11 protein-coding genes are annotated in these 14,886 nt (G+C 41.9%); 4 read left to right on the top strand and 7 right to left on the bottom strand.

Annotated elements, in window-relative coordinates; genetic code table 11:
- Window positions 1–171: 171 nt before the first annotated feature.
- Window positions 172–1,068 carry a LysR family transcriptional regulator gene (locus tag JMX95_RS05980; RefSeq protein ID WP_193008689.1) on the top strand — a complete coding sequence of 299 codons (897 nt, stop codon included), beginning with the start codon at window positions 172–174 and terminating at the stop codon, window positions 1,066–1,068.
- A 139-nt stretch (window positions 1,069–1,207) separates the two neighbouring features.
- Here the strand turns inward: JMX95_RS05980 and JMX95_RS05975 are convergent, their stop codons facing one another.
- Both JMX95_RS05975 and JMX95_RS05970 read right to left on the bottom strand, forming a co-directional pair.
- Entirely contained in the window at window positions 1,208–3,142 is a 1,935-nt protein-coding gene (locus JMX95_RS05975) for an oleate hydratase (RefSeq protein ID WP_201560298.1), read from the bottom strand.
- A 205-nt stretch (window positions 3,143–3,347) separates the two neighbouring features.
- The gene (locus JMX95_RS05970; protein WP_087814501.1) at window positions 3,348–3,824 is read right to left on the bottom strand and encodes a hypothetical protein; all 477 of its coding nucleotides are present in this window, start codon (window positions 3,822–3,824) and stop codon (window positions 3,348–3,350) included.
- A gap of 629 nt (window positions 3,825–4,453) precedes the next feature.
- Here JMX95_RS05970 and JMX95_RS05965 point away from each other — a divergent pair.
- Together JMX95_RS05965 and JMX95_RS05960 are read left to right on the top strand one after the other, a co-directional pair.
- The gene (locus JMX95_RS05965) at window positions 4,454–6,811 is read left to right on the top strand and encodes an ATP-binding protein (RefSeq protein WP_201560297.1); all 2,358 of its coding nucleotides are present in this window, start codon (window positions 4,454–4,456) and stop codon (window positions 6,809–6,811) included.
- A gap of 33 nt (window positions 6,812–6,844) precedes the next feature.
- A complete protein-coding gene (locus tag JMX95_RS05960) occupies window positions 6,845–7,783 on the top strand; it encodes a response regulator (protein ID WP_193007227.1) in 939 nt (312 codons plus the stop codon).
- Between the two features lie 75 nt (window positions 7,784–7,858).
- On the opposite strand, the gene JMX95_RS05955 is transcribed toward JMX95_RS05960, so the two are convergent.
- From JMX95_RS05955 to JMX95_RS05940, 4 genes are all read right to left on the bottom strand, one after another.
- Window positions 7,859–8,686, bottom strand: a complete 828-nt coding sequence (locus tag JMX95_RS05955) for a sulfite exporter TauE/SafE family protein (protein WP_201560296.1) — start codon at window positions 8,684–8,686, stop codon at window positions 7,859–7,861.
- Between the two features lie 165 nt (window positions 8,687–8,851).
- Window positions 8,852–11,155 (bottom strand): TonB-dependent receptor, encoded by a 2,304-nt coding sequence (locus tag JMX95_RS05950; RefSeq protein ID WP_193007225.1) that lies wholly within the window; start codon window positions 11,153–11,155, stop codon window positions 8,852–8,854.
- Between the two features lie 454 nt (window positions 11,156–11,609).
- Window positions 11,610–12,200, bottom strand: coding sequence for a hypothetical protein (locus JMX95_RS05945; RefSeq protein ID WP_193007224.1), 591 nt, complete (start codon window positions 12,198–12,200; stop codon window positions 11,610–11,612).
- A 493-nt stretch (window positions 12,201–12,693) separates the two neighbouring features.
- Window positions 12,694–13,083 (bottom strand): hypothetical protein, encoded by a 390-nt coding sequence (locus tag JMX95_RS05940; protein WP_045455064.1) that lies wholly within the window; start codon window positions 13,081–13,083, stop codon window positions 12,694–12,696.
- Window positions 13,084–13,622: 539 nt separating this feature from the next.
- Here JMX95_RS05940 and JMX95_RS05935 point away from each other — a divergent pair.
- Window positions 13,623–13,883: a hypothetical protein gene (locus JMX95_RS05935; RefSeq protein ID WP_193007222.1), complete on the top strand. Its 261-nt coding sequence runs from the start codon at window positions 13,623–13,625 to the stop codon at window positions 13,881–13,883.
- A gap of 96 nt (window positions 13,884–13,979) precedes the next feature.
- Here JMX95_RS05935 and JMX95_RS05930 read toward each other — a convergent pair whose 3' ends face one another.
- Entirely contained in the window at window positions 13,980–14,687 is a 708-nt protein-coding gene (locus JMX95_RS05930) for a hypothetical protein (protein WP_193007221.1), read from the bottom strand.
- Window positions 14,688–14,886 lie beyond the last annotated feature (199 nt).

Here is a 14,886-nt window from a genome sequence, read left to right as displayed (position 1 = left end):
GGTTCCATAAAACTCTCTTTTAAAACAAATAGATTGGGTTATTGTTTAAACCATTGAGCTTGTTTTGATGCTTTATTACTGCGTAAGTAAGGTTGGCAAGCATAGAGTTTTATGGATACAATCGGAAACAGGATTTTGTTGTTTAAGATACAATTATAAATGGTACATATTATGAATGGAATTAACCGACTTGATATCAAGCAGTTGCGAGTGCTACATGCGTTGCTTGATCTAAAAAATCTCTCACAAGTCGCGCGCAAAATGGGGCTGACACAGCAGGCAATCAGCGAACAATTACGTAAGCTGCGTGATTTGTTTGATGATCGTTTGTTTATTCGTCAAGGCAATAGCATGGTGGCAACTCCCAAAGCGCTATCGATGCAGCAACCCATTAGTCGTATATTAGAGCAGTTAGAAGCACTGTTAGAGCCAGATATGTTTTCGCCGCAGACTTATAAAGGCGTATTTACGATTAGCGCGACCGACTATGCGACGCAGGCATTATTACCGCAGTTGTTTCATATAACACGCCGCGACGCGCCTGATTTGAAGTTAATCGTACGTGATTTTGCCTCAGACAATATCAATCAGCTTATTGCGGCAGGCGAGCTTGATCTGCTGATTACTTTCCCAGAATTTATCCCTGATAACTTGGCTTATGTGACGCTGCTTGAAGAACAACATTTTTGCATTACTGGTTGCGATAATAGTTTTACAACAGAGCCGCTGTCACTGGCGCAAATTGCTGCACACTCGCAGCTGGTGGTGTCACCTTCACGCGCTAACTTACGTGGTTCTCATGATCAGTGGTTTGCAGAAAAAGGTCTTAAACGAAACATTGTTATGTCCGTTCCTAGCTTTTCTGCAGTGCCAGATATCCTCTATACAACCGATATGATTGCATTTTATCCCTCGCGTTTATTGCCAAACAGTCGGGTTAAAGAGCTCAAAGTGGAAGCCCTGCCACCCACATTTAAGGTGATAGCAGCATGGCACCCACGTACCAGTCACAGTGGTATACACCGTTGGCTGATTGAGCAATTACAGCAGTTATCCAAGTCTGACTAGGGCATGACCTCATTTCTATCTGCATTTTAAAATGAGGGCAGGCCCTAGAGCGTTATCGTTTTATTCTTCGTCATTAGTTTTACTAAAGCCATTTTTATCAAAGCTGCTTTTATCAAAACTAACATTACTGATGCCAGAGCTACTTATGCCAAAGTCCTTTGATTGCCTCCCACTGCTGAGTAAATATTGAGTCATTGCCGTTGGTGGATTGATTGGCTTTTGGCAATATGTGCTCGTAATAAGTACCTTTAAGAAGCTTAGTTAATAGACCTTCGCCGATGAAACCTTTACCATCATTGAGTGTATTCGCGGCTTTTAGTAATTGACGGATATCGTATTGTAATGGGTTTATATCGGGGACTTGTTTTTGCACGTTTAATAGCTCATAAACTGCGACACGAGCAGTACGAACAGAGCTCTCCATGGTAAATACCACATCATTATGTGTCTCGACGAACTGACCGACTAGACCCATATTGACACAACCATCAGGGACTATCTCAGGGCGATCGCCTTTAGCACGAGGCATAAACATCGAGGTGATGTAGGGCATATAAGCCGTTCTGACGATGGTATTGGCCATGATATTCTCTATATCATCGAGGATACCAAGGTGATGACAGAGTTCGCTCAAGATCTCTTTGCCTGTACATTCTGGGATGGGTTTTTTGACATAATTGCCTTCTTTATCCATAAACAAGGCATATAGCCATACGACTAGCGTGTCTTTTGGCTGATCAGGGAAATGCGGTTGACGGTTACAAGTAAAGCTCATCAACCAGTTTGAATCCGTAATCGTAATGATGCCACCGGTCACTGTTTTACCCTTATAAGGGTCGTTGACAGACAGCGTTTTGAGCTTATCAATAAAGGCAGACGGCTGGCAGGTCAACGTCGCCGACATCCAAGCAGATTTATCCACATGCTGATTAAATTTTTCTGGATGACCAAAGACGGCAGATTGCTTAGCCAGATTATTCCATACTTTCCAACCAGACGATTGCCCCATAGTGTCTTTTGTGAAGTCCAGCGTCGGCGCAGTATGATCATCACCATAGCGGGTATCTTCGGTCATGGAGCCAGTCGTCACGATGACGTAATCATTGCTACCCATAGGAATGGTGGTTTGCTCACTCGCTTTCTCCGTGATGATGGCTTTGACCTTTTTGGTGCCTGTTACCTTGTCAGCATGCTCAAACTCAATGTCTAAATCGGTAACGAGCGTGTCATACTGAAACTGCACACCTTTATCTTTTAAATAGTTTTGTAGTGGCATAACAAAGCTATCAAACTGATTGTATCTTGGGAATACCAGTGCAGACATGTCGTTTAGACCGTCCAATGCGTGTAAAAATCGATGCGTATAAAGCTTAAACTCAAGTAAGCTGTGCCAGTTTTCAAAAGCAAACATGGTTCGCCAAAATGTCCAGAAGTTGCTACTCAAAAAGCTGTCATCAAAATACTCTTCAATAGTGATATCGTCTAGCTCTTCCTTGGGTTTTAATAGCAAACGAATTAAAGCGAGTTGGTTGGCTTTACTCAATCCCAGTTGACTGAAGTCTTTTATCTCGCCTTGCTTATGGATCAGGCGTGCAATAGAGTAATTAGGATCGGTGTCATTTGCTATGCGATACTCATCCAAGGTGCTATAAGGCGCAGGCATTTCAAGAGCGGGGATATCTTGAAATAAATCCCAAAAGTTTTCGTAAGTGAAATCCATTTCACGACCGCCGCGCACCATATAACCCGTCTCAGGATTGCCGCTACCATCTAAGGAGCCACCTGCCACGTCAAGATGCTCTAAAATGGTAATGTTTTCAGCGGATACTTTGCCATCTCGGATGCAGTAATAAGCACTGGCCAAACCTGCAATACCGCCCCCAACGATATAAACCTTACTGTCCTGATAAGCGTCAGTGGGCGTCCCAATATTGCGCTGATAATTACCAATTTGGTCAGGGAAGGGTAAGCGCTTGCCTGGTATGTTTGCTACACGGGTTTTACTGGCATCAGGCTGATGGATAAATGTGTCGTGGTCTACCGGATTATTGGTTTGAGTCTTCGTAATTTTCATAGGTTCATCCTTATTGAGTAAGACTGATATAAAAGGTTATTTGACTAAAATGAAGGGTTTATAGACAGACTATAGGGTATTTTTATTAAACAATAATGACATCGGTTGAAAGTAATATAAGTACTTATTTGCCAAGTTATGCGTTATCCACTGGCTAATGGCTGGCTATTTATGATGGTTGCTAACCACAATAAATTCTATGCAATTACGTAGGCGCTGTTTCATACGCTCCAGCAACGGCACAACCTTGATAGCTTTTATTATCATAAGTCAACGTCACCGTAAATTCATTTTGATAGCCATTATCATCGGTACAAATCTGGCTGTGTATATTCATAATAATAGGTTTGCCGCTAACGGTACTCACGTATTCCACACCTTCGGCATAGGTCGAACGAGAGACAACGATGGTCGTTGGTTTCAAAAAATCTGCTTCAATGCTGAGTTGGTTGCCATCAATTACTGTGCGCCAACTTTTTTCTGTATTACCAAAAGCGGTGAACGCTGATAACGGTTCTTCGGGGCTGGACGGCTCCATGCTTAGCTGTTCGTCAGCGTTCTCTTTTGCCGTGTTGTTAATGATAGCTGTTGATTCTTTTGCCGTGGTTGGTTGATGACTACTACAAGCCATTAGTGAAAGACTACTTGCTAAGCACAAAGTACTAAAAAACAAAGGACGCATCGCTTTTCCTTTAATATTTAAAAGAGAAAGACTTTGTGAGCGCCTTTCTTTAGGGTTAGTTGAATAGCTGTATGAGCGAGTGATATTAAGCTCTGAGTGTACAGCAGACAGGCTTTGCAATCAGTGATAAGTGACGGTGATCCGCGATATTATATAAAATACAAACACACCCTCTATATTAGTATTATTAATATAACATATGTATAAAATTTCACAGTACAGAACAAGATAAACTTGGCAGACTCTATAATCATAGAGATATTGATGACATAAATAAAAAAATTAGCGACTGACTTGAATATGAAGAAGCCACTTAAACAATAAGTGGCTTTTTTGTGCCTTGCAATGGCTGATAGTACAGCTATGCGCTCAATAAGCTGCATGATGTTATTGATGATAAAAAGAGAGCAGCGCTAAATGAGTACAAGGTTGTATCTATCAACGGCAAGCTAATTGTTGTTAATTAAAAGGTGCTGGTCAACAGATAAGAAAAAAAACTTTTGTCATCATATTGTCATGACGGCATCGTATCCTTGAGCCCACTATAAATGGTGGTTTCGTATCACTGATGTCTTTATTCATTAAGTGATGCATTGATGATGGTAGACGCATCAATATAAGGTTTATCTATGAGTGTTGCTGGTCGGCTTGGTAGTATTTCCACACGCATGCTGATTATTTTAGCATTGGCTTTTTTACTAATTATCCTGATAGTGTATTGGGTTATTGAGACTCAAGCTAAGCCTCGTATATTGGAGATGACTTCAGAGACAGTGGTTGAAACGGGTAACGAAGCTATTAATAGCATTATGGCGAATATCAGCCATGTCGACGGACTGGCAAAGGCAACCAGTGCGATGGCGGGCGGCTTGCCAAAAGAAGACGGTCTTTATAGAGAAACCTTTGGTAATCTCATGCAACAGACCGATCAACGGATTATGGGCGGCGGCGTGTGGTTTGATCCAAATATGTACGCTCAAAACCGAGAGCGTCAGTCGTTTGTGTGGGCGCGTGATGACGCAGGCAACATGCAGCCGTTAGAGCAGTATAATCAAGTGCGCCAAACGCCGAGTCCCTATTATAGAGAGTGGTGGTACATTCCTGCGATGTACGCACGCCATGACCACTGTGTCTGGAGCCGTGCGTATGTCGATCCGCAAAGCAATCAGCCGATGATGACGTGTGCCAAGGCATTGTATGACAGTCGCAATCAGGCTTTTGATGGGGTAGTGAGTTTTAATCTGCTATTAGATAACCTCGATGAAGCCATGAAAAAGTGGCAAGATAAGCTGGGTGGTTATGTCTTTTTGGTAGACTTGGACAATCGATTTTTGACCTTTCCTGATCAATCTATGGTCACGCAAGCGACTGAAGATAATCCCCAAGGCGAGATGGTAACCGCGCATCAATTGGCCGAGAAACATTCAAGCTTTGCCCCTATTGCGGACAGCCTAGATAGCATTAACCAAACACTCATCGATGAGGCTGTTGCCAAAGATGAGAGTCGTTATACGCTCGCGGCACGTAGTATTTTGAGTACGACCAATCTGAATAAAATCAGCGAACAAGAATCCAAGTTGCTGTCAGCATTGCTGCTATTGAATATTGACCAAACGTTTAATCTGGTAGACAGTCACTTGATTGAGACCATCGCTGTGCCCAATGATTTTGTGTTGCAGCAGTCCGCCACCGCCTTTGTGTTTCGTATGCCATTTACCTATTGGAAGATGGTCATCGTCAAGCCCAATAATGACATGATGAGCGTAGCAAATGCGTTGTCGAACCAACTGATTCAAACCATGCTACTGGGTTTTATTCCTATCCTGTTGTTGACCGCGTGGGTGTTCCGTCGCTACTTTACACGACCGCTAAAATATATGGCACTAGCAGTGGCTGATATGGGCGCATTAATTGAGCAAAAAAAATATCAACAATTAAGCGCGCTTAAACTGCCACACTCAAATGTCAGCGAAATTCAAATCATCAGCGAGCAGACCAATCAACTGATTGACCGCGTCGTCGAAAATGAAGGCGCACTTGCCGAAATCAATGTCCATCTAGAAAAACAAGTCGCTGCCCGCACCCAAGACTTGCAGCAAGCCATGGATGAGTTGAAAGCCTCACAAGTGCATCTGGTGCGCTCCGAAAAAATGGCGACATTAGGTCAAATGGTGGCAGGCGTGGCGCATGAGGTCAACACACCGCTGGGCTACGTGCGAAGTAACATGGAATTGGTTGGCGATAATCTTGTTCGTTTTGATGAATTGCTACAGCATACCGATCAATTATTGCAGGCGTTAAAAGCGCCAACTATCAATCAAGAGCAAGTCAAGATACTGATAGAAGAGACTTTACAATGCTGTGAAGAGATTAAAGAAGATGAAGTCAATGAAGATTTGGCAGATTTAATCAAAGATGGACTGTATGGCGTCGATCAAATTGCTGAACTGGTCGTCAGCTTGCGCGACTTTTCTCGACTGGATGAATCAAAAGTAAAAGATGTCGATATCAATGATTGCATCAATACCTCATTGATTATGGCTCGCAATAATTTAAAAACCTTAGACGTCAATACCAATCTAGCCGAGCTGCCGCTCATTCAGTGTAATCCTTCACAAATTAACCAAGTATTACTAAACCTATTTAATAATGCCGCGCAAGCCATGCCGCCAGATCATAAAGGGACATTGCAAGTCAGCTCGTCTGTCGATGAGGCGCAGCAATATATTGTTGTACGTATTATAGACAATGGTGTCGGTATCGCAGAGCATATTTTAACGCATATCTTTGAGCCGTTTTTTACCACCAAAAAAGCAGGCGATGGCACAGGGTTAGGATTGGCTATCACGGCACAAATCATTGAACAACATGGTGGATACATCGAGGTTAGCTCAATCGTTGGGGAGGGCACGACATTTACCCTCATGCTACCGATACAGTCTAGCGCTCATGAACCTAAACCTTCACAAGCTTTATTTGAAAGTTGAGAGACTTCCAATCACTTATTTAAAGAGAGTGTCATGCAAAAACCAAAAATCGCTTTTATCGATGATGAGCCACGCATTTTACGCAGTTTAAAAATGCATTTTCGTCAGTCACATGATGTATTTATCACCACTGATGCTAGCGAATTGATGAAGTATGTTAGCGAGCATGATGTGCAAGTGGTCATCAGCGACCAACGCATGCCAGATAAGCAAGGTACAGAAGTGTTACGTGATATCAAAGCGGCCTCACCAAATACGCTGCGTATTTTGCTGACCGGTTATGCGGATTTGAATGCAGTGATTGACTCTGTGAATGAGGGCGAAATTTATCGTTATATTACAAAGCCATGGCAGAATGATGAGCTTAAACAAATCGTCAATAAAGCCACAGAAATAGCTCAGCAAACACAAGAAATCACCCAAAACACTATGCAAGGTAATGATACTCAACAAGTTAGTGGTGGCAGTACTGGTAGCAATCGTAATATATTGGTATTAGATGACGACGAGAGCGTCTATCAGCAAATAAAAAGTCACTTTAAGAGTGCTTATACCGTGAGTTGGGCCAGTAACCTTGAACAGGCAGCAAAGTTATTACAAAAGAAACGCTTTGGCGTCACGATTACGGATTCGACGCTCAATAAAGAAAATATTACCCCCATTGTTTATGCCTTAAAAAACATCCAGCCAGATTTGATGGTTCTTATGTTGACTGAATTCAAAGACGCCCATATGGTCATTGATTTAATTAATAAAGGTCAGGTATATCGTTGTCTACCACGGCCGACCAACTTCTCTATCATGAGTATCAGTCTGGATCGCGCTTTTGATCATCACGAAAGATTGGTGCAGCAGCCGATACTGGCGGCTCGTCATCATGTTGAAGAAGTACCGGAGTCAGAGGCTTTTAACTTTTCTGAAAGGTTGAAAGGTTTCTTTGCCAAATTCAGAGGTTGGCGCATTAGTAGATAAAAAAATAGGGCACGCTAAACATGCCCTATCGATAGTTTAAAATGTCATTGCCTCCTATGTACATGAGAGACGTTTTTATTGCTCGTGATTCATTTGCTCGTGATTCATTTGCTCGTGATTTATTTGCTCGTGATTCATTTGCTCGTGATTCATTTGCTCATGATTCATTTGCTCATGATTCATTTGCTCATGATTCATTTGCTCATGGTTCATTTGCCCGTGTCCACCATGCATATTGGCCATGATCATCGGCACCGCTATGACGGCTAAGCCAGATAACATCATGATTACGCCATTCACTTGCCTTAGGCGCAAACGCCCGATTTGATTGCGCATCCAGTTGACCGTTCCGTGCGTAGCGACGAGCATGGGTACGGTTCCTAGACCAAAGACAAACATTAACACGGCACCTGTGAGCGGGTCATGACCGATGACCGCCATAAGTAATGCGCCATAAACGAGACCACAGGGTAAAAACCCCCATAATAAACCTGCTGTTAATGCTCGAGGAAAGGTGTTTAAGGGGAATGCTTTCTGCCGCAGAGGTGATAAAGCTTGCCAAAAATGCATACCAAGACGTTCAAGCTTGTTCAAAAAAGGCAAACCTAGCATGGTTAATCCTATAAATACCAAGACCAACCCTAGTAGGATGCGAGGTGTGCTATTGCCAACCATTAGGTGCGTTAATACTGTGGTGCCAATCACACCGGCAATTAAGCCCAATAGGGCATAACTGAGTAAGCGCCCTAGATGGTAAGTTGCAATGAGGCCGCGTTTTTTTGCTGGACTAGCTTCTTTCATCGATAGTCCGAATGCAGTCACGATACCACCACACATACCTAAGCAATGCGGCGAGCCAAAAAATCCCATTAAGAATGCTGCAATTAATAGTGCCATAGTCATGAAAGTGCTTCCTATAATATAATACCAAATCCAAAAATACGATTAACTTTATTAGACTTGCTAAGCCTGTTAGCGGTCATAGTCAAAAAAGTTATCCTTATTATTCTAATTTTTGGAAATGGTATAAGAGAAATAAAGTCAGTTAACAATCTATCTTAATGACACCTAAAACTTATAGTTAACACCTACATAGAATGAGCGACCCGCGCCAGGTATAGCCGTGCCCCAGTTAGAGCTGCCATCTATCTCCTTATTCATAGACATAGTTCTACCTTGCCCCATGTAGGCACCGCCTAAAGGTAGGGCATGGTTTTTGTCAAAGACATTGTCGATACCAGCCTCAATCGCTACCTCTTTAAACTGATAGCCTGTACTGAGGTTTAAGAGGCCATAACCCGCCGTTTTAATTTCGTTGCGAGGGGTTGAGATATCATTTTTAGCCGCGACGCCCACCACTTCGATTTGGTTTGTCCAACCGTTATTTTCCCGATTCAGGGCAACACTGCCATTGAATGGCATGATGTTATATAAGTCTGAGCCGCTGTCTTTATTTTCCCCTTTGGTATAGCTTAAGGAGCCTACTATATTCCAGTATCCCCAAGCATTTGCTGCCAGCTCCCGATTGGCTGAGATATCTATGCCATATATCTCAGCATCTTGGTTGGTATAGCGCAGCACATTATATTGATTCGCTGTTTGAGTGCTAGCTGCTGTGTTTGCCATGGGGTTCCACTGTACGGCATCGACATAGTCGTCAATGTTTGAATAGTAAGGAGTGGCTTTAACGCCCCAGCTATCATCAGCACCGCGCCAGTCTAAGGTGGCAGATAGGGTGTTGGATTTTTCTGGGCGTAGATTAGGATCACCAAAATAGCCATTACCGTCACCAACGGTATTATTCATGATGGCCGCCATTTTCCAAGTGGACCAGGTATAGCGTTCATATAAGCTTGGCGTGCGTTCTTTGTGCGATAGACCTAAGGCTAGATTTTTTTGTGAATCAATGTCGTAGCGTGCGAGTGCAGTAATATCAAAGTTGTTATCAGTGGTTCGGCGGTCACTGGCATTAAAGTTAGCGCTATCTCGCACCTGATTGGTCATATTGTTTTGACCATCGATTTGATAGCCATGTACTTCATCAGCACTGGTACGTACGTTTTCATAGCGAGCGCCAAGCTGGGTGCTCCAGTCAGATGAGATATCTTTTTCCCATTCGCCATAGATACCGATACGCTGACGCTGACCATTGTTGATATTTTGAAAGTCGTTTGGCGACATCATACCGTCGCCAGATGCCGCCCACGTGTCATCGAGCGTGTAGTCTTGATATTCAGCACCTATATTGAGCGTGCCTTGGTTGGTTAAATCAATAATACCTTTAAGATTGGCACCGATGGTCTCGCTACTGGTGTACATCGGCATACCTTTGGCATTACCATATAAGAACTGTTTGTCTTCCCCAAAATTCATATAGTGATCGACATCTTCATGATAGGCCTGTGCTTCTAACTGTCCCCAATTTAACTCGCTTTTGTAGCGCAAATTAATGCGGTCAAGCTGATTGTCGAGCATATCCATCCGCTGATTTGGATATAGCTCTTTTGGGACGTTTTGCCACAAATAAGTGCCTTGTAGTAGATGATTGCCATTCTTATAAGCCACATCTACTGACTGGTTTTTGCTTTCATAGGCGGTTGAACCAACTTCGTCCTTCGCTAAGGTTTTACCAGCGTTTCCTGTCTCTGTATAAGATTTAAAATCACCACCAGCTTTATAATTATCCGCCTGCGCAAAGCTGCCTTTATAGGTGAGGCTAAGCTGCTCGTTTGCCGCTGTGGTAGATAAGTTAGCACCATAGGCGTCACCATTACTACGATAAAATGTGCCAATTTCACCTGAGGTTAATATGTCGCTATCCGTTGAAAACATAGGCTCTGCTGTTTCGACAACGATAGTACCGCCAATGCTATTACCACCGACACTCACAGGCGTCACACCTGCATAGACGGTGGTCTTGTCTATAGCGCTTGGCGCAATATAAGACAAGGGTGAGTTCATACTGTTTGGACAGGAGGCGATTGAGTCAACGCCATCCACTAAGATACGCAGACGGTTATCCGCCAAGCCTCTCATCACGGGCAAGTTCGAGATACCACCGGCACTTTGGACATTTAGACCAGGTATTTTTGTCAGTATGGTGGCCGTATCACTGCTTGCCACTTGTTTACTGTTAAGAAGTTTTTGATCAAGGGTGGCGGCTGTCCCGAGTGCATTGGTACTAGAGCGCTTATCCGCTGCTGTCGCATAAACGACGATTTCTGGCAATTGAATATGTGGCTCATCATCAGTAGTAGGCATGTGCGCCTTTACGGTTGTGGAATCCGCATAAGCGCTACTGATATGCAATAAAGACAAAGCTAAAACACTTAGTTTTAAAATAGGTACAGCATTCATTGATGAAGATAACATCTTACTTTCCTAGAAATTCGCAAAAATATTTCATGAAATCGGTTATTCAGTTTTTACCAAGCTGCAATGTCAGCCAAGCCACTTATGGACTTAGACTAGGCACTTACTGAATATTTTCCGATATAAATAGATAGCATTTTGAGCACAATATTATGAGCACAGTTTTGAGCGCAATGTTTTAGGCAAACGCATACAAGTGCCTCAATCAGAGCTCAAATGAGCGCGTTGATTGAGAGCATTGTCACTAATGCTCTAGGGCGTGTCCTCAATTCAATTGATTACTTTCGAAATGGACTAAAAATGGCTAAATTTTGCCAAGCATCATCAAATAGCTTATTAATATCTCGATATTATTTGCGCTACTTTTCTTGTTTGACGGCAATTTATCTCATGTTTATCACCATTTTTAAAATGAGGACACGCCCTAAAAATATTGGACTATAAATGTAGATAGTTATGTGAGTGTGACTGGAGGAGCGCGTGCGAGGGGTCGTAAAAAATTACTAGGAGAGTAGGTATGTGAGCGATACAAAAACGTGACTGAGACAATAGACAGCTCAATCAAAGCCGAGTCAGTATGTGTAAAAGCGACTGGCAATAGTGCCGCAGACATGGCAGTGCAAAGGTCACAGCCAGTGTATTTTAAGGTATCAGGGTTAGATTCAGAGCTTTCAACCTTATCTTTGCTATACAAAGCTTCGTGCGAAGGTGCGGCGTCAACCGTTATAACTGGCTCAACGGTCGCAGGCGATGCTAAAGATAGGGATGCATTATGATGAAGGAAATGACGAGCGGCACTATCAATGGGTATGTTGTGATTCGTTTGCGCAATATCAGTCTGTATTTGCTCATACTGCTTAGCTGCCGATACAATCGGTGCAAGCTCTGCACAGATACCATGACCTAAGTGGGCATTATCATCCCATAGAGGTGTGAGCAACAGCGTGATGTGCATGATCCAAGCAAAACACGCGACCAACATGCCGAACCACATCGTTACCGGTGATGAATATCGTAAAACAAGCTTGCGGCGCTTAGTAGACATGATAGGGTCATCGTATTACCAGCATGCTGATGATGCATAGGTAACATTTATAAGTAAGGAGGTGTGCTAAATTAAAACGTCAGTTTAAAGCATTTTAGAAAGAATACTTAACAAAATAGACATTATCATTAGCAATGCCATTCTAAGACAAGGGGTATGCTCTTTACAAGTCTTGTATAGAGATATATCGGGCATTGTAGAGAAATCGGTCACAGCGTCGTCATATTTGCCCAGCCTGCTATTTGCTGTACCTTAATTTGCCGTACCTTAATTTGTCGTACTATCCTTTGCTATATTTATATCCATCTTGTACTGAGAAGACTATATGACTGAAGTAGCTAGACGATAGCCAAACAAATGGGAAAGAGCTAATAAAACCCAGCGGAAAAGATAGGCTAATGTAATGCGGAGTGCGATTTTTTGTTTTACGCGACCAATATTGATGGTGCTAGCGACTTAAAAATAGTGAAATTTTTCGGTAAAAAAGAACAATTTAACAACTATTGCTCTCTATACTGTTTTTCTCGATAATATCGATTTTTCTCTCTAATTCTATAATCTGTAACTTACAGCTCTTATAGTGATCTTCTTGGTTGCCCTCTATGTCCTTAAGGGTTCTTTGATAGATACGGTCATACAGTGAGGTTAGGGCTTTTTTAATTGCTTTGATTTCTTTCGAGGATAAATCCATTTGCTTATCAAAATCAGGTGCTTTTATTTTTGCACATAGCTCAAAAAGTGTGAGATTAAAATCTTGATAGTATTGCTGCACTGAGTTTTCTTTTGATTGATCGCTATATTGGATGTTTTTTTTCATCAGAATGAGCAAAGCACTATCAATCAAGTTTTTTTCATAATCTGTCAAACATAAGTAATGGTTCATTACATCGATTCTCAGTTATTTCAAAATTGCTATTCAGAAGGCCATAAGTGTGGCTACTTTAAAAAAAGCCCAACCCTAATGACCCTTACAAATACTTATCTCGCCTGCTTAGTTTGGTCTTCACTCCTTAAAAGTCTTTATTGTGATGCGGCATATCGTCAATGGCTTTGAATAATCAACGCATTTTATAGGGTGAAAATGAAAGTATCGTGACAACGTCTACGCTTTATAAAAAATATGCCAAAGCCAGTCATCCTAAGCTATATATAAGATATCTTTTCATTCGCTATTACTTGCCCGTCTAGAAAAGCGCCAATATGACGCTTATAGCGTACCACTTAAGAAACCTTCCCTCATTAAGGTTACCTTTCTTCAATCTTCATAAATCTACTTAACGTTTGAATCATTTATCATTCTCGTTGTCGATAGAGCAGATTTTTATCATGATGCTTCTTATCACGTGAATGCTTTGCTTGATATTGAGTAAGGCACTTTCAATCACAACTCATAACCAATATGACTTTATACGAGAAAAAATAATGAAAAAAATAATGATAAGTTCAATGCTAGCCATTACTGCTTGCTTCACAATGGTTAGCCAAGCAAGTGCTGCGCCGCAAATTGCTAAACATCATGTTGTTAAAGTGAAGCATCAAAAGGTCAATGCAAAGTTTGATAATAAACATCAGCATGTTAAGAAAAAGGTAGTAGTGTCAAAGCATCAATCAAAAAAACCAGCGGCTCATCTCAAAGCAAAAAGCAAATATCAAGCTAAGCATACTAATGGACATCGTTCTTAATCGTTCAGCTGACTGATATAAAAATAGCGCCCATGTTAGGCGCTATTTTTTTTGTTTCGTTGTTATGTAATAAATGCTATGTCACAAAGATAATCACTACTGACTGTTTAAAGTAACCGTCTTAGTACTACCATTACTACTAGGCTGACTCAGTGTCACTTTGCTTGCTAAGATATCGCCTTTGGCATTGATCTTGTAGCATTCTGATGAAGTGCCTGCAGGGTCAAAGCTGAGTAATAGATTGCTTGAGGTTTCTATACAGAACCATGCGGTATTATTTGTATCACGCGATAAAGACCAGTCTTGGTTATAAGTCCCTATCTTGTTACGCATGCTGCTATCGGCATAGACATTTTCCGTCAGTAGCTTACTAGAAGCGCCCACCGTCGCCATTTTAGGAATGGTGGTCGTCTGGTTAGATAGTGAGTATTTACCTGTACCGTCTGTAAAACCATGGAATATCAGTGGATTCAGGGTGAAGTAATTGATAGCGACGGATTGATTGGTGATTTGATTATTCATCTTATTGATGGTGTTTATTTCGGTACCTTGTACAGATTTATTATTAAATATCATACTGCCTTTAGGCGTCACTTGAATCTCTGCTGACACGCTTTGACTGCCGACAACTGCAACTAATGTATCACTGCGTTGTTTGGTATAGATGTTGAGCATGGCAGTCTCAACAGGGTATTGAGTGACGATGCCATTGACATTGTTGTTTTGACCCGTGTTCCCTGTCATTCCACCAGCACAAGCGCTTAAACCCAGTCCTGCTGCAATACATAAGCTTAGTGTCTTCATTATTTTGTCCTCAACTTTTAAATGTATGATTTGATATCTACTATAATCGAATTTTTAAATAATGACATCTGCTAACTGTCTTAGACTTTGCTATTTTTAGTCCGCCCATACCAACGGTACTTCTGTAAATACCCCATTCTTAACACAACATCATCGTAGAATAATTAAGCCACCTGCCTGTACTCAGCAGGTGTCATAT

The organism is Psychrobacter sp. NC44 (genome assembly GCF_904846655.1).
Lineage (GTDB): Bacteria > Pseudomonadota > Gammaproteobacteria > Pseudomonadales > Moraxellaceae > Psychrobacter.
Note: the sequence above shows the minus strand (reverse complement) of the source record. Positions and strands in the feature narration are given on the sequence as shown.

Bases quoted from the DNA above. Each gene is read 5' to 3' on its own strand.
- JMX95_RS05980 (WP_193008689.1), top strand. From the start codon at position 172: ATGAATGGAATTAACCGACTTGATATCAAGCAGTTGCGAGTGCTACAT.
- JMX95_RS05975 (WP_201560298.1), bottom strand. From the start codon at position 3,142: ATGAAAATTACGAAGACTCAAACCAATAATCCGGTAGACCACGACACA.
- JMX95_RS05970 (WP_087814501.1), bottom strand. From the start codon at position 3,824: ATGCGTCCTTTGTTTTTTAGTACTTTGTGCTTAGCAAGTAGTCTTTCA.
- JMX95_RS05965 (WP_201560297.1), top strand. From the start codon at position 4,454: ATGAGTGTTGCTGGTCGGCTTGGTAGTATTTCCACACGCATGCTGATT.
- JMX95_RS05960 (WP_193007227.1), top strand. From the start codon at position 6,845: ATGCAAAAACCAAAAATCGCTTTTATCGATGATGAGCCACGCATTTTA.
- JMX95_RS05955 (WP_201560296.1), bottom strand. From the start codon at position 8,686: ATGACTATGGCACTATTAATTGCAGCATTCTTAATGGGATTTTTTGGC.
- JMX95_RS05950 (WP_193007225.1), bottom strand. From the start codon at position 11,155: ATGTTATCTTCATCAATGAATGCTGTACCTATTTTAAAACTAAGTGTT.
- JMX95_RS05945 (WP_193007224.1), bottom strand. From the start codon at position 12,200: ATGTCTACTAAGCGCCGCAAGCTTGTTTTACGATATTCATCACCGGTA.
- JMX95_RS05940 (WP_045455064.1), bottom strand. From the start codon at position 13,083: ATGAACCATTACTTATGTTTGACAGATTATGAAAAAAACTTGATTGAT.
- JMX95_RS05935 (WP_193007222.1), top strand. From the start codon at position 13,623: ATGAAAAAAATAATGATAAGTTCAATGCTAGCCATTACTGCTTGCTTC.
- JMX95_RS05930 (WP_193007221.1), bottom strand. From the start codon at position 14,687: ATGAAGACACTAAGCTTATGTATTGCAGCAGGACTGGGTTTAAGCGCT.